This is a genomic window from Streptomyces sp. NPDC006458 (assembly GCF_040612135.1).
Classification (GTDB): domain Bacteria; phylum Actinomycetota; class Actinomycetes; order Streptomycetales; family Streptomycetaceae; genus Streptomyces.
Genome location: NZ_JBEXPR010000015.1, coordinates 132,689 through 147,830, shown reverse-complemented (window position 1 = coordinate 147,830; position 15,142 = coordinate 132,689). Strand labels below are relative to the sequence as shown.

Here is a 15,142-nt window from a genome sequence, read left to right as displayed (position 1 = left end):
AGGATGCCGCTAGAACGAGAACGGGATGTAGCAGGCGGCCGCCAGGATCACCGCGCCCCAGCCGAGCAGCGCCGGTTTGCGGTACCAGGCGTCGTCGCCCGCGGCGGGCGGCTCGGCCATGCCGGGGGAGCGGGTGCCGTACACCAGGCCCTGAAGGTCCTCATCCGGTTTGGGCGCGGTGAACAGGGAGACGGCGAACATCACCACGGCGCCGGCCACGAAGCCCGCGATGGCGGAGACGAAGTTGGCGCCCTGGTCGGTGGGGATGGAGATGATGTCCTGCTTGTAGAGGACGAAGTAGTTCACCATCGCGGCCGTCGTCCCGGCGAGCAGCCCCCAGAAGCCCGATCGCATCGACGCCCGCTTCCAGAACATGCCGATGATGAAGACCACGAACATCGGCACGTTGAAGAAGGAGAACAGCGTCTGGAGGTAGCTCATGATGTTCGAGAAGGACGAGGCGAGGAACGCCGTGCCGATCGACGCCAGCACGCCGACCGCGGTGATCAGCCGGCCGAAGCGGACGTAGTAGCCGTCCTCACGGTCCGTGACGACGTACTTGGCCCAGATGTCGGTGGTGAACACCGTGTTGAAGGACGACACGTTGGCCGCCATGCCCGCCATGAAGGCGGCCAGCAGACCGGTCACGGCGATGCCGAGCACACCGTTGGGCAGCAGGTCCTGCATCAGATAGGGGATGGCGTCGTTGTACTGGTAGCCCGATTCCTCGGTGCCGAAGCCCGGGACCAGGGCGGCGGCCGCCAGGCCCGGGATCATCACCAGGAAGACGATGAAGATCTTCGGATACGCCGCGATGAGCGGGGTGCGCTGGGCGGCGGAGAGGTTCTTGGCGGACAGCGCGCGCTGCACCTCGGCGAAGTTCGTCGTCCAGTAGCCGAAGGAGAGGACGAAGCCGAGGCCGAGGACGATCGTCAGCCAGTTGGCGCCGAGCGGGTTGTCGCTGCCGATGCCGGTGCCGCCCCAGGCGGTGACGAAGTCCGAGCCGTGGCTCTCGGTGAGGGTGTCGCTCAGGCCGTCCCAGCCGCCGGTCTTCTTCAGGGCGAGCACGGTGATCGGGATCAGGGCCGCCAGGATCACGAAGAACTGGAGCACCTCGTTGTAGATCGCCGAGGACAGGCCGCCGAGGGTGATGTAGGCGAGCACGAAGAAGCCGGCGACGACGATGGCCACCCACTGCGGCCAGCCCAGCAGGGCCTCGACGACGATCGCGAGGGCGTAGAGGTTCACCCCGGCGATCAGGATGGCCGCGAAGGCGAACAGGACAGAACTGAGCAGATGCGCCCAGCGGTCGAAGCGCAGCAGCAGGAACTCCGGCACCGAGCGGACCTTGCTGCCGTAGTAGAACGGCATCATCACCAGGCCCAGGAAGACCATGGCCGGGATGGCGCCGATCCAGTACCAGTGGACGGTGTAGGCGCCGTACTGGGCGCTGTTGGCCGCCATGCCGAGGATCTCGGTCGCGGCCAGGTTGGCCGAGATGAACGCGAGCCCGGTGACCCAGGCGGGCAGGGAGCGCCCCGACAGGAAGAAGTCGAGGGTGGTCTTCACCGAGCGGCGTGCGGCGAAGCCGATCCCGAGGACGACCACGAAGTAGATCGCCAGGATCGTGTAGTCGAGCCAGTTCGTGGGGAGCCGCAGTTCGGCCGCGAGCGGGACGAGGTGGCTTTGCTGTGGGGGAATGGGCATCCGTACCTCACCTGTGTGGTGTTCTTTGTTCGGTTGTGGTGGTGACTGGCGTGTGGGTTTGTGCTTTGATGTGTTCGGTTCTGTTGGAAGCTTTGCCCTAGTGCGAAGCTTTGCCCTTGTACGGATGGAGAGTCGCGGTGAAGAAGACCTCGACCCGGCTGGCCGACGGTCGTGAGCTGATCTACTACGACCTGCGGGACGACTCGGTACGCGACGCGGTGGACCGCCGCCCGCTGGAGCCCACGGTCACCACTTCGGAGGTACGCCGCGACCCGCTGCTCGGCGACACGATCGCGGTCGCCTCCCATCGGCAGGGCCGTACCTACCACCCGCCCGCCGACGAATGCCCCCTGTGCCCCTCGCAGGGCGAGCGGCTCAGCGAGATCCCCGACTCCTCCTACGACGTCGTGGTGTTCGAGAACCGCTTCCCCTCCCTCGCCGGCGACTACGGACGCTGCGAAGTGGTCTGCTTCACCTCCGACCACACCTCGTCCTTCGCCGACCTCACCGAGGAACAGGCACGCCTCGTCCTGGAGGCCTGGACCGACCGCACGTCGGAGCTGTCTCATCTGCCCTCCGTGGAGCAGGTGTTCTGCTTCGAGAACCGGGGCGCCGAGATCGGTGTGACGCTTCAGCATCCCCACGGGCAGATCTACGGCTACCCCTTCACCACGCCCCGTACCGCCCTGATGCTGCGCCAGGCGGCCGCGCACAAGGACGCCACCGGCGGCGAGAACCTCTTCGACGCCGTCCTGGAGCGCGAACTCGCCGGTGAGCGGGTCGTCCTGGAGGGTGAACACTGGGTCGCGTTCGTCCCCTACGCCGCCCACTGGCCCTTCGAGGTCCACCTGTACCCCAAGCGCCGGGTACCGGACCTGCTCGGCCTGGACGAGGCCGCTCGCACAGAGTTCCCCAAGGTGTATCTGGAACTCTTGAGGCGCTTCGACCGTATCTTCGGCGAAGGTGCGCCTTCCACGCCCTACATCGCCGCCTGGCACCAGGCGCCGTTCGGGCCGCTGGAGGAGTTCGACGGCGTCAACCGCGACGACTTCGCACTCCACCTGGAGCTCTTCACCATTCGAAGGACTCCCGGCAAGCTGAAGTTTCTCGCGGGTTCCGAGTCCGGCATGAGCGTGTTCATCAACGACGTGCCGCCGGAGCGCGCGGCTGAGCGACTGCGAGAGGTAGCGAGTTCATGAAGTACCTGGTGACGGGTGGGGCGGGTTACGTCGGCAGCGTGGTCGCCCAGCATCTGCTGGAGGCCGGCCACGCGGTCACCGTCCTCGACAACCTCTCCACCGGCTTCCGCGAGGGCGTCCCCGCGGGCGCCGCCTTCATCGAGGGCGACATCCGCGACGCCGCCAAGTGGCTCGACGACTCCTTCGACGCCGTGCTGCACTTCGCCGCCTCCTCGCAGGTCGGCGAGTCCGTGGTGAAGCCGGAGAAGTACTGGGACAACAACGTCGCCGGCACCATGGCCCTGCTGACCGCCATGCGCGAGGCGGGCGTGCGCAAGCTCGTCTTCTCCTCCACCGCCGCCACCTACGGCGAGCCGGAGCAGGTCCCGATCCGGGAGAGCGCCCCCACCCGGCCCACCAGCCCCTACGGCGCCTCCAAGCTCGCCGTCGACCACATGATCACCGGCGAGGCGGTCGCCCACGGCCTGGGCGCGGTCTCGCTGCGCTACTTCAACGTCGCCGGTGCCTACGGCGCCTGCGGCGAGCGCCACGACCCCGAGTCGCACCTGATCCCGCTCGTCCTCCAGGTCGCGCAGGGCCGCCGGAACGCCATCTCCGTCTACGGCGACGACTACCCGACCCCGGACGGCACCTGCGTCCGCGACTACATCCACGTCGCCGACCTCGCCGAGGCCCACCTCCTCGCGCTGACGGCCGCCACCCCGGGCGAGCACCTGATCTGCAATCTCGGCAACGGCGAGGGCTTCTCCGTGCGCCAGGTCGTCGAGACCGTGCGCCAGGTCACCGGGCACCCGATCCCGGAGATCGTGGTGCCCCGCCGGGGCGGCGACCCGGCGGTCCTGGTCGCCTCCGCCGACACCGCCCGCGAGCGGCTCGGCTGGAACCCGTCCCGCGCGGACCTCGCCGGAATCGTCGCCGACGCCTGGCAGTTCGCGCAGAACATCGCAAGGGAGTCCTAAGTGGGCGCAGTTGAGGTTCGAGACGGCTTCGTCGCACTGTACGGAGCCGCACCCGACGGTATCTGGTCGGCGCCCGGCCGGGTCAATCTGATCGGCGAGCACACCGACTACAACGACGGCTTCGTGATGCCCTTCGCGCTGCCGCACACCGCCGTCGCCGCGGTCTCCCGCCGCACCGACGGCGTCCTGCGCCTGCACTCGGCCGACATCAGCGGCGACGCAGTCGAACTGCGGCTGGACGAGCTGCGGCCCGAGTCGGACAAGGAGTGGACCGCGTACGTGGCGGGCGTGGTGTGGGCGCTGCGTGAGGCCGGGCACCCGGTCACCGGCGCGGACATCCACCTCGCCTCGACGGTCCCGTCGGGCGGCGGCCTGTCCTCGTCGGCGGCCCTTGAGGTCGTCGTCGCGCTCGCCCTGAACGACCTGTACGAACTCGGCCTGGAGCGGTGGCAGCTGGCCCGCCTGTGCCAGCGCGCCGAGAACGTCTACGTCGGCGCGCCCACCGGCATCATGGACCAGACCGCGTCCGCCTGCTGCGAGGACGGCCACGCGCTGTTCCTCGACACCCGTGACCTGGCGCAGAAGCAGATCCCCTTCGACCTGGCCGCCGAGGGCATGCGCCTGCTGGTCGTCGACACCCGCGTCAAGCACGCCCACAACGAGGGCGAGTACGGCAAGCGCCGCGCGGGCTGCGAGCAGGGCGCGGCCCAGCTCGGCGTCGACGCCCTGCGCGACATCCCCCACGACGGCCTGGACGAGGCCCTCGCACGGCTCGACGACGAGGAGGTGCGCCGTCTGGTGCGCCATGTCGTCACCGAGAACCGGCGCGTGGAGCGCGTGGTGGCCCTGCTGGAGGCGGGCGACACCCGCGCCATCGGCCCGGTCCTGTCCGAGGGCCATGCCTCGCTGCGCGACGACTTCCAGGTCTCCTGCCGCGAGCTGGACCTGGTCGTAGACACGGCGGTGGCCGCGGGCGCGCTCGGCGCCCGGATGACCGGCGGCGGCTTCGGCGGCTCGGCGATCGTGCTGGTCGAGGCGGCGGACGTCGCGGCGATCGGCAAGGCCGTCGAAGAGGCCTTCGCGGCGGCCGGACTGACGGCCCCTCGGGTGTTCGAGGCGGTGCCCTCACCGGGCGCGCGCCGGCTCGACCCGGCCGTGTGACCGGCGCGCTTCGGCTCGACCCGGCTGTGTGACCGGCGCGCGTCGGCTCGGACCCGCAGTCCGACCGGCGCGCCTCGGCTCAGCCCAGCCGTTTGACCAGGGTGTACTCGGTGATCCCCGGCGGATAGTCGGGGATCACGCACACCACGTCGTAGCCCTGCTTCCGGTAGAACTCCGGCGCCTGGAAGTCCCAGGTCTCCAGCCGGGCGGCCCGGCAGCCGCGCCCCTCGCGCGCGATGCGCTCCGCCTCCGCCAGCAGCCGCCCGCCGAGCCCCGTGCCGCGATGGCGCTCGTCGACCCACAGATAGGCCACGTGCAGCCAGGTCGTCCACGTGTGCCCGACCAGACCCCCCGCCAGCTCGCCCCCCGCGTCCGACGCCCAGACGTGCAGGGGGTTCTCGCGTTCCTGCGGGGTGCCGCGCAGCGCGCGCAGGATCGGGGAGGCCGCCGTGTTGGTGTCGCGCAGACGTGAACGGAGCAGATCGCGCCGGGCCTTGTCGACTTCCGCCTCGATACGAAACATGCGGCACACCATAAACGCCTCCGTCGGCCAGTTCTGCAAATAGCCTTCCGCTGCCGTTCCCCGTCCGTACCCTGTTGGACAGCGCCGGTGGGGGCCGGTGCCGTTCAGGGGGCGAGACAGTCGGGTACGACGCCCGAAGTGGGGGTAGCTGTTTCCGCACGGCGGCGGCCGTGGCGGTGCGACGCTCCGGGCGTCGTGCCCGTGCCTGTCACAGTTCTCCCGACCTTGGCATCCCCTGCTCGTGAGAGAGCGTGGGGAAGGGGGTTTCGTGGTACGCATCCGAGTCCTGGTCGTCGACGACCATCGCATCTTCGCCGAATCGCTCGCCGCCGCCCTGGCCGCCGAGCCCGATGTCGACGTCTCCGCCGCCGGCAGTGGCCCCGCCGCGCTGCGCTGCCTGGAGCGGGCGGCCGCCGAGGGGCGCCGCTACGACGTCCTGCTCGTCGACGCCGACCTCGGCGGAGCCATGCCCGGCATACGGCCGGCGGTGCCCGTGCAGCCCGTCGCGTCCGTGCCGGACGGCGGCGAGGAGGGGACCGTCGACGGGATCTCCCTGGTCGCCGGGGTACGCGGCGCCCAGCCGGGCGTACGCACCGTCGTGCTCGCAGAGAAGGACGACCCGCGGCGCGCGGCGCTCGCGCTCCAGGCCGGGGCGTCCGGCTGGGTCGCCAAGGACTGCTCCCTGTCGCGGCTGCTGACCGTCATCCGGGGGGTGCTGCGCGACGAGACGCATCTGCCACCCGCCCTGCTGACCGGGGTGCTGCGCGAGCTGACGGCGGCCCGCAAGCACCGCACCGAGAGCGAACGCCTGGTGGAGTCCCTCACCCCGCGCGAGCGCGAGGTGCTGCGGTGCATGGTCGCGGGGCTCGGCCGCAAGGCGGTCGCCGAGCGGCTCTTCCTGAGCCCGCACACCGTGCGCACCCATATGCAGAACGTCCTCGGCAAGCTGGGCGTCCACTCCACCCTCGCAGCCGTCGCGCTCGCCCGCAGGGCCGGGGTCGGCCCTGCCGACCTAACCGGGGATGTTGTCGAACGGGGCGGTCAGCTGGCGTAGCAGCGCGGCCAGTTCACCGCGCTGGGCGCGGGAGAGCTCGGCGAGGATCGCCCGCTCCTGGTCGAGCAGTCCGGCCAGGGCCTGATCGGCGCGGTCGCGGCCCTCCGCGGTGAGCCGTACCAGCACACCGCGCCGGTCGCTGGGGTCGGGCAGCCGTTCGACGAGGCCTTTCTTGGCGAGCCGGTCGATGCGGTTGGTCATCGTGCCGGAGGTGACCAGGGTCTGCGTCAGCAGCTGCCCCGGTGAGAGCTGGTACGGCGATCCCGCGCGCCTGAGCGCGGTCAGCACGTCGAACTCCCAGGGCTCCAGGCTGTGCTCGGAGAACGCCAGCCGGCGCGCCCGGTCCAGATGCCGGGCCAGCCGGCTCACCCGGCTCAGGACCTCAAGTGGTTCCACGTCGAGGTCCGGGCGCTCCCGGCGCCACGCTGCAACCAGCCGATCGACCTCGTCCTCCATGACGATCAGTGTAGTGGTTGTGTCGATGTGAAGTCTCTTGACGTGAAGTCTCTTGACGTGAAGTCTCTTGACGTCAAGATAATCATGGGGGGACAGTGGAACCCATGACCACACCGACCTGGGACCCCGCGCAGTACCTGCGCCACGCCGGCCACCGCGCCCGCCCCTTCACCGACCTCCTCGCCCGCGTCCCCGACCTCCCGGCCGAGGACCGCCCCCGCATCGCCGACCTCGGCTGCGGCCCCGGCAACGTCACCGCCCTGCTCGCCGAACGCTGGCCGCGCGCCCACATCACCGGCTACGACAACTCCGCCGAGATGCTCGACAAGGCCCACACCGAGCACGAAGGCCCCACCCCCGGCGGCGGCCGCCTCGACTTCGCCCACGCCGACGCGCGCACCTGGACACCCGAGGAGCCCTACGACCTGATCATCAGCAACGCCACACTCCAGTGGGTCCCCGGCCACGCCGAGCGCTTCGCCGACTGGATCGCCGCACTCGCCCCCGGCGGCACCCTCGCCTTCCAGGTCCCCGGCAACTTCGACGCCCCGAGCCACCGCCTCATGCGCGAGCTCGCCCACCGCCACGGCCTCGACGGCACCCTCCGCCACGACGAAGCCGTCCTCACCCCCACCGCCTACCTGACCCGCCTGACCGCCCTGGGCTGCGAGACGGACGCCTGGGAGACGACGTACATCCACCTGCTGCAAGGCGAGGACCCCGTCCTCGACTGGGTCAAGGGCACCGGCCTGCGCCCGATCCTCACCGCGCTCGCCGACGACCCCGAGGCCCGCGACACCTTCCTGCGCGACTACCGCGAGGCCCTGCGCACGGCATACCCGGCGACGCACCAAGGAACGGCCTTCCCCTTCCGCCGCGTCTTCGCAACGGCCCGCCGCCCCCAGAACCACGCCGCTGCGCCGAAGACCCCCTGAAGGGACGCGGGGAACGACCCAGACCCCTGAACCGGCCCAGTCGGCGCGGCGCCGTCAGTGCCACGCGGCTGCGCCGAAGACCCCCTGAAGGGGCGCGGGGAACTGCGCGACCGACCCAGACGGCGCGGCACCCGCCCACGGACCCCGAGACAGCCCAGACGGCCCGCCGCCCCCAGTGCTACGCGGCTGTGCCGAAGACGCCTTGAAGGGGCGCGGGGAACTGCGCGACCGAACCCAGACGGCGCGGCACCCGCCCACGGACCCCGAGACGGCCCAGTCGGCCCGCCCGGCCACGGACCCCGAGACAGCCCAGCCGCCCCGACACCCCGCGCACAACGGCACAGGGCACCCGGCACCCCCAGCCAAACCCAGCGGAGCGCTCAGCTCCGGCGATGCCCGATCAACCGCGGCTTCTGCTCCAGCCCGTCCAGCCCGTGCCACGCCAGATTCACCAGATGCGCGGCCACCTCGGACTTCTTCGGACGGCGCACCTCCAGCCACCACTGCCCGGTCAGCGCGACCATCCCCACCAGCGCCTGGGCGTACAGCGGGGCCAGCTTCGGATCGAAACCGCGGCTCTTGAACTCACGCCCCAGGATGTCCTCCACCTGGGTGGCGATGTCGGAGATCAGCGAGGCGAACGAACCCGTCGACTGCGGAATGGGGGAGTCCCGCACCAGAATGCGGAAACCGTCCGTCGACTCCTCGATGTAGTCCAGCAGCGCGAACGCCGCCTGCTCCAGCAACTCCCGCGGATGGCCGGCCGTCAACGAGCCCGTCACCATGTCCAGCAGCCGCCGCATCTCGCGGTCCACCACCACCGCGTACAGCCCCTCCTTCCCGCCGAAGTGCTCGTACACCACCGGCTTGGAGACCCCGGCCTTGGCCGCGATCTCCTCCACCGACGTGCCCTCGAACCCCTTCGACGCGAACAGGGTGCGCCCGATCTCCAGCAACTGCTGGCGGCGCTCCGCACCGGTCATCCGGGTGCGGCGCGTCCGCCGCGGCTTGTCGTTGCTGGAACTGCTGGAGTCGGTCGCCACGGCGTCAATCATGCCGCCTCAGCGGTCGCCTTCCGGCGCCGGGAACCGCCCTCGTCGGTGTTGCGGCGCGAATCGATACGCGAGCGTGACGGCCAGCGCACGTCGTACGCCCACCCCGCCAGCTCGAACCAGCGGATCAGCCGGGCACTCGAATCCACCTGCCCGCGCATCACACCGTGCCGCGCCGACGTCGGGTCCGCGTGGTGCAGGTTGTGCCACGACTCACCGCACGACAGCACCGCCAGCCACCACACGTTGCCCGAACGGTCCCGCGACTTGAACGGCCGCTTGCCCACCGCGTGACAGATCGAGTTGATCGACCACGTCACGTGATGCAGCAGCGCCACCCGCACCAGCGAACCCCAGAAGAACGCCGTGAACGCGCCCCACCAGGACATCGTCACCAGACCGCCGATCAGCGGCGGCAGCGCCAGCGACAGGAGCGTCCACAGCACGAACTGCCGCGAGACCGCCCGCAGCGCCGGGTCCTTGATCAGATCGGGCGCGTACTTCTCCTGCGACGTCTGCTCCTCGTCGAACAGCCAGCCGATGTGCGCCCACCACAGCCCCTTCATCAGCGCCGGGAGCGTCTCGCCGTACCGCCACGGCGAATGCGGGTCACCCTCCGCGTCGGAGAACTTGTGATGCTTGCGATGGTCGGCCACCCACCGCACCAGCGGGCCCTCCACCGCCATCGACCCCGCGATCGCCAACGCGATCTTCAAAGGCCGCTTCGCCTTGAACGAACCATGCGTGAAATGCCGGTGGAAACCGATCGTGATGCCGTGACAGCCCAGGTAGTAGAAGAAGACCAGCAGACCCAGATCCAGCCAGCTCACCCCCCACCCCCAGGCCAGCGGCACCGCCGCCACCAGCGCCACGAAAGGAACGGCGATGAACAGCAGCAGAGCGATCTGCTCGATCGAGCGTTTCTGCTCCCCGCCGAGCGTCGCGGAGGGCATCGGACTGCCGGAGGCCTCCGGGGCGTCTTCGATCACATCGGAACTCGCGGTCATGGGGCATCCCCTGTGGGGTCGAGGGTGATGAGAGCGGATACCGGGCGGCCGGAACCGGGCAGGTGTTCCTACGGTCCCGTAACCTACGGCGTCGTAAGTATGGCAGCGCCCGGCCCGGCGGCAAGAGCCCCCGAACCTGCGCGTCCACCTCGACACCTATCCTTGGAACCGGTCGGACAGCGCGGTCCGCTCTGAATTTCTTCCCGGAAGCACCGCCCGTATGCGGCACCCCGCCGCCCGCCGGTCGTCCGGGTTCCCTCCCAGACGAGCTTCAACACTGCAAGGAGCCGCACCTGTGAGCAGTGCCGACGACCAGACTGTGTCCCAGGCGAACACCAGCACCGAGCTGCGCGCCGACATCCGCCGCCTGGGCGACCTCCTCGGCGAGACACTCGTCCGCCAGGAAGGCCCCGAGCTCCTCGAACTCGTCGAGAGGGTGCGCCGCCTCACCCGCGAGGACGGCGAGGCCGCCGCCGAGCTGCTGCGCGGCACCGAGCTGGAGACCGCCGCCAAGCTCGTACGCGCCTTCTCCACCTACTTCCACCTCGCCAACGTCACCGAGCAGGTGCACCGCGGCCGCGAGCTGCGCGCCCGACGCGCCGCCGAGGGCGGCCTCCTCGCCCGCACCGCCGACCGCCTCAAGGACGCCGACCCCGAGCACCTGAGGCAGACCGTCCAGCACCTCAACGTCCGCCCCGTCTTCACGGCCCACCCCACCGAAGCCGCACGCCGGTCGGTCCTCAACAAGCTCCGGCGCATCGCCGCGCTCCTGGACACCCCGGTCATCGACTCCGACCGCCGCCGCCACGACACCCGACTGGCCGAGAACATCGACCTCGTCTGGCAGACCGACGAACTGCGCGTCGTCCGCCCCGAGCCCGCCGACGAGGCCCGCAACGCCGTCTACTACCTCGACGAACTGCACGCGAACGCCGTCGGAGACGTCCTGGAGGACCTCACCGCCGAACTCGAACGCGTCGGCGTCACCCTCCCCGACACCACCCGCCCCCTCACCTTCGGCACCTGGATCGGCGGCGACCGCGACGGCAACCCCAACGTCACCCCCCAGGTGACCTGGGACGTCCTCATCCTCCAGCACGAACACGGCATCAATGACGCCCTGGAGATGATCGACGAACTGCGCGGCTTCCTGTCGAACTCCATCCGCTACAGCGGCGTCACCGAGGAACTCAAGACCTCCCTCCAGGCCGACCTGGAGAACCTCCCCGAGATCAGCCCCCGCTACAAGCGCCTCAACGCCGAGGAGCCCTACCGGCTCAAGGCCACCTGTATCCGCCAGAAGCTCGAGAACACCAAGCAGCGCCTCGCCAAGGGCACCCCCCACCGGACGGGCCGCGACTACCTCGGCACCGGCGAACTGCTCGCGGACCTCACGCTCATCCAGGCCTCACTGCGCGCCCACCGCGGCGGCCTCTTCGCCGACGGCCGCATGAACCGCACCATCCGCACCCTCGCCGCCTTCGGCCTCCAGCTCGCCACCATGGACGTCCGCGAACACGCCGACGCCCACCACCACGCCCTCGGCCAGCTCTTCGACCGGCTCGGCGAGGAGTCCTGGCGCTACGCCGACATGCCCCGGGACTACCGCACCAAGCTCCTGGCCAAGGAACTGCGCTCCCGCCGGCCCCTCGCCCCCACCCCCGCGCCCGTCGACGCGGCCGGCGAGAAGACCCTCGGCGTCTTCGAGACCGTCAAGAAGGCCCTGACGGTCTTCGGCCCCGAGGTCATCGAGTCCTACATCATCTCCATGTGCCAGGGCGCCGACGACGTCTTCGCCGCCGCCGTCCTCGCCCGCGAGGCCGGCCTGCTCGACCTCCACGCCGGCTGGGCCAAGATCGGCATCGTGCCGCTGCTGGAGACCACCGACGAGCTCAAGGCAGCCGACACCATCCTGGAGGACATGCTCTCCGACCCGTCCTACCGGCGCCTCGTCGCGCTCAGGGGCGACGTCCAGGAGGTCATGCTCGGCTACTCCGACTCCTCCAAGTTCGGCGGTATCACCACCAGCCAGTGGGAGATCCACCGCGCCCAGCGCCGCCTGCGCGACGTCGCGCACCGCTACGGCGTCCGCCTGCGCCTCTTCCACGGCCGCGGCGGCACCGTCGGCCGGGGTGGCGGCCCCTCCCACGACGCGATCCTCGCCCAGCCCTGGGGCACCCTGGAAGGCGAGATCAAGGTCACCGAACAGGGCGAGGTCATCTCCGACAAGTACCTCATCCCCTCCCTGGCCAGGGAGAACCTGGAACTGACGGTCGCCGCCACCCTCCAGGCATCCGCCCTGCACACCGCCCCCCGCCAGTCCGTCGAGGCCCTCGCCCGCTGGGACGCCGCCATGGACGTCGTCTCCGACGCCGCCCACGCCGCCTACCGGCGCCTGGTGGAGGACCCCGACCTGCCGGCGTACTTCTTCGCCTCCACCCCCGTCGACCAGCTCGCCGACCTGCACCTGGGATCCCGCCCCTCCCGCCGCCCCGACTCCGGCGCCGGCCTCGACGGCCTGCGCGCCATCCCGTGGGTGTTCGGCTGGACCCAGTCCCGGCAGATCGTCCCCGGCTGGTTCGGCGTCGGCTCCGGCCTCAAGGCCCTGCGCGAAGCCGGCCTCGACACCGTGCTGGAGGAGATGTACGGACAGTGGCACTTCTTCCGCAACTTCGTCTCCAACGTCGAGATGACCCTCGCGAAGACGGACCTGCGCATCGCCGGCCACTACGTCGACACCCTCGTCCCCGCTGAGCTCAAGCACGTCTTCGACACCATCAAGACCGAACACGAGCTCACCGTCGCCGAAGTGCTGCGCGTCACCGGCGAGGCCGAACTCCTCGACGCCCAGCCCGTCCTGAGGCAGACCTTCGCCATCCGCGACGCCTACCTCGACCCGATCAGCTACCTCCAGGTCGCCCTCCTCAAGCGTCAGCGCGACGCCGCCGAGGCCGCCGAGCAGCCCGACCCGCTGCTCGCCCGCGCCCTGCTGCTGACCGTCAACGGTGTGGCGGCGGGCCTGCGCAACACCGGCTGACACACACCGCACCACGACAAAGGGCGGCACCCCGCGAGGGTGCCGCCCTTTGTCGTCCACGACCGTCGTCCACGACCGTCGTCCACGACCGTCGTCCACGACCGTCGTCCACGACCGTCGTCCACGACCGTCGTCCACGACCGTCGTCCACGACCGGCCACCGACCTCTGCCTTCAGACGGCCAGGAAAGCCGCCGTCAGCAGCGTGAACCCCGAACCCGCCAGCACCCAGGCCGCCCGCGTCCGGCGCAGCCCGCCCGCGACCACCACCGACGCCAGCAGCAGCGCGCCACCGAGCGGAACCCACGCGTACAGCACCCCGGCCGGTCCCGAACGCACCGCGCTCTCCCCGCCCGGCTTCACCACCACCGTGTACGTGCGCCCCTTCTCCACCGCGACCGTGTCGTCGATCTCGACACTCGCCCGCGCCCGCGACCCCGGCGACAACGGCGTGTACGGCCCCGAACAGGCCCGCTCACCACAGCTCGTCACCTCGACCGTGCCGCGCTCGCGGCCCTTGGTCAGCATCACGTACTGGGCCGAACCCCAGGACGCCCACACACCCGCGACCAGGATCAGCACCGTGACCACACCCATGGCGGCCACCCGGCCGAACCGCAGCACGACGGTCCCCGGCGCCGCCTTGGCCGCGCGCCGAGCGGAGACGGAGGCAGAAGGCATGGCCGTGATCCTTGGCCATCCCCGCACGGACCGTCAACTGCGGTGGGAGGGTTTCGCCCAGTTGTCAGGAGTTGTACGTACCCTGAGCCCGCTCAAGCCCCTCGATCACCAGACACTCCACCGCGTCCGCCGCACGGTCCACGAAGAAGTCCAGCTCCTTGCGCTCCGCCGACGAGAAATCCTTCAGCACGAAGTCCGCCACCTGCATCCGCCCCGGCGGACGCCCGATCCCGAACCGCACCCGGTGATAGTCCGCACCGAACGCCTTCGTCATCGACTTCAGACCGTTGTGCCCGTTGTCCCCGCCGCCCAGCTTCAACCGCAGTGTGCCGTAGTCGATGTCCAGCTCGTCGTGCACCGCCACCACATGGCCCACCGGCACCTTGTAGAAGTCCCGCAACGCGTTCACCGGACCCCCCGACAGGTTCATGTACGACATCGGCTTCACCACGATCACCCGCCGGCTGTCCGGCCCCGGCGGCCCGATCCGCCCCTCCACCACCTGCGCCTGCGCCTTGCCGGCCCGCTTGAACTTCCCCCCGATCCGCTCGGCCAGCAGATCAGCCACCATGAACCCCACGTTGTGCCGGTTCATCGCGTACTCGGGTCCGGGATTGCCCAGACCGGCGATCAGCCAGGGGGCACTCGGATCGGTCGTCACGTCCACGTCTCCTTGAATACACGCCAGCCGCTACTCCCCGACAGGAAGCAGCGGCTGACAGAACGACGGCAGAGCCCAGGCTCAGGCCTCCGCGGAAACCTCTTCGGCCTCGACGGCCTCGCCCTCCGCCGGGGCCTCCTCGGCCTGCGCGGCCAGCACCTGAAGGACGACCGCGTCCTCCTCGACGGCCAGCGTGACACCCTTGGGCAGCGTGATGTCCTTGGCGAGGACCGAGGCACCGGCCTCAAGACCCTCGACCGACACCGACACCGACTCGGGGATGTGCGTGGCCTCGGCCTCGACCGGCAGCGCGTTCAGCACGTGCTCCAGCAGGTTGCCACCCGCCGCCAGCTCGCCCTCGGCGACGACCGGGATCTCGACCGTGACCTTCTCGCCGCGCTTGACCAGCAGCAGGTCGACGTGCTCCAGGAAGCCCTTCAGCGGGTCACGCTGCACGGCCTTCGGGATCGCCAGCTCCTGCGACTTGCCGTCGATGTCCAGCGAGATCAGGACGTTCGGCGTACGCAGCGCCAGCTGCAGCTCGTGACCCGGCAGAGTCAGGTGCAGCGGGTCGGAACCGTGACCGTACAGAACGACGGGAACCTTGCTCTCACGGCGGATGCGACGGGCGGCACCCTTGCCGAACTCGTTGCGCGTCTCGGCGGCGAGCTTCACCTCGGACATGTTCACTCCTCGTAGAAAGTAGTAAGC

Annotated in this window: 14 protein-coding genes; 6 read left to right on the top strand and 8 right to left on the bottom strand. The window is 70.3% G+C overall.

Going from position 1 to position 15,142, the window contains the following annotated elements; translation table 11 throughout:
- Positions 1–9: 9 nt before the first annotated feature.
- The gene (locus ABZZ79_RS21530; protein ID WP_356691033.1) at positions 10–1,707 is read right to left on the bottom strand and encodes a sodium:solute symporter family protein; all 1,698 of its coding nucleotides are present in this window, start codon (positions 1,705–1,707) and stop codon (positions 10–12) included.
- 137 nt (positions 1,708–1,844) lie between these two features.
- On the opposite strand from ABZZ79_RS21530, the gene galT reads away from it, so the two are divergent.
- From galT to galK, 3 genes are read left to right on the top strand one after another with little or no spacing between them, the layout of a single operon-like run.
- Positions 1,845–2,906 carry a galactose-1-phosphate uridylyltransferase gene (galT, locus tag ABZZ79_RS21525; RefSeq protein WP_356691031.1) on the top strand — a complete coding sequence of 354 codons (1,062 nt, stop codon included), beginning with the start codon at positions 1,845–1,847 and terminating at the stop codon, positions 2,904–2,906.
- On the top strand, positions 2,903–3,865 hold the full coding sequence (galE, locus tag ABZZ79_RS21520) for a UDP-glucose 4-epimerase GalE (protein WP_356691029.1): 963 nt from the start codon (positions 2,903–2,905) through the stop codon (positions 3,863–3,865). Before galT ends, galE begins: the two co-directional genes overlap by 4 nt.
- Complete coding sequence (gene galK, locus ABZZ79_RS21515; RefSeq protein ID WP_356691027.1) at positions 3,866–5,026, top strand: galactokinase; 1,161 nt, start codon at positions 3,866–3,868, stop codon at positions 5,024–5,026.
- A 79-nt stretch (positions 5,027–5,105) separates the two neighbouring features.
- On the opposite strand, the gene ABZZ79_RS21510 is transcribed toward galK, so the two are convergent.
- Entirely contained in the window at positions 5,106–5,561 is a 456-nt protein-coding gene (locus ABZZ79_RS21510; protein WP_356691025.1) for a GNAT family N-acetyltransferase, read from the bottom strand.
- Positions 5,562–5,817: 256 nt separating this feature from the next.
- On the opposite strand from ABZZ79_RS21510, the gene ABZZ79_RS21505 reads away from it, so the two are divergent.
- On the top strand, positions 5,818–6,603 hold the full coding sequence (locus tag ABZZ79_RS21505) for a response regulator transcription factor (RefSeq protein ID WP_356691023.1): 786 nt from the start codon (positions 5,818–5,820) through the stop codon (positions 6,601–6,603).
- Here the strand turns inward: ABZZ79_RS21505 and tamR are convergent.
- Positions 6,562–7,059 carry a MarR family transcriptional regulator TamR gene (gene tamR, locus ABZZ79_RS21500; RefSeq protein ID WP_356691021.1) on the bottom strand — a complete coding sequence of 166 codons (498 nt, stop codon included), beginning with the start codon at positions 7,057–7,059 and terminating at the stop codon, positions 6,562–6,564. The genes ABZZ79_RS21505 and tamR overlap by 42 nt on opposite strands.
- Before the next feature lie 104 nt (positions 7,060–7,163).
- Between tamR and ABZZ79_RS21495 the strand changes: the two genes are divergently transcribed.
- Positions 7,164–7,994 (top strand): trans-aconitate 2-methyltransferase, encoded by an 831-nt coding sequence (locus ABZZ79_RS21495; RefSeq protein WP_356691019.1) that lies wholly within the window; start codon positions 7,164–7,166, stop codon positions 7,992–7,994.
- 380 nt (positions 7,995–8,374) lie between these two features.
- Here the strand turns inward: ABZZ79_RS21495 and ABZZ79_RS21490 are convergent, their stop codons facing one another.
- Both ABZZ79_RS21490 and ABZZ79_RS21485 read right to left on the bottom strand, forming a co-directional pair.
- The gene (locus ABZZ79_RS21490) at positions 8,375–9,049 is read right to left on the bottom strand and encodes a TetR/AcrR family transcriptional regulator (protein WP_356691017.1); all 675 of its coding nucleotides are present in this window, start codon (positions 9,047–9,049) and stop codon (positions 8,375–8,377) included.
- Complete coding sequence (locus ABZZ79_RS21485) at positions 9,046–10,053, bottom strand: fatty acid desaturase (RefSeq protein WP_356691015.1); 1,008 nt, start codon at positions 10,051–10,053, stop codon at positions 9,046–9,048. Before ABZZ79_RS21485 ends, ABZZ79_RS21490 begins: the two co-directional genes overlap by 4 nt.
- Positions 10,054–10,348: 295 nt before the next feature.
- On the opposite strand from ABZZ79_RS21485, the gene ppc reads away from it, so the two are divergent.
- On the top strand, positions 10,349–13,090 hold the full coding sequence (gene ppc / locus ABZZ79_RS21480) for a phosphoenolpyruvate carboxylase (protein ID WP_356691013.1): 2,742 nt from the start codon (positions 10,349–10,351) through the stop codon (positions 13,088–13,090).
- A gap of 173 nt (positions 13,091–13,263) precedes the next feature.
- Here ppc and ABZZ79_RS21475 read toward each other — a convergent pair whose 3' ends face one another.
- From ABZZ79_RS21475 to ABZZ79_RS21465, 3 genes are all read right to left on the bottom strand, one after another.
- Positions 13,264–13,770 (bottom strand): hypothetical protein, encoded by a 507-nt coding sequence (locus tag ABZZ79_RS21475; RefSeq protein WP_356691011.1) that lies wholly within the window; start codon positions 13,768–13,770, stop codon positions 13,264–13,266.
- A gap of 64 nt (positions 13,771–13,834) precedes the next feature.
- Positions 13,835–14,437, bottom strand: a complete 603-nt coding sequence (gene pth, locus ABZZ79_RS21470; protein ID WP_356691009.1) for an aminoacyl-tRNA hydrolase — start codon at positions 14,435–14,437, stop codon at positions 13,835–13,837.
- Positions 14,438–14,512: 75 nt separating this feature from the next.
- The gene (locus tag ABZZ79_RS21465; protein ID WP_356691007.1) at positions 14,513–15,115 is read right to left on the bottom strand and encodes a 50S ribosomal protein L25/general stress protein Ctc; all 603 of its coding nucleotides are present in this window, start codon (positions 15,113–15,115) and stop codon (positions 14,513–14,515) included.
- Positions 15,116–15,142 lie beyond the last annotated feature (27 nt).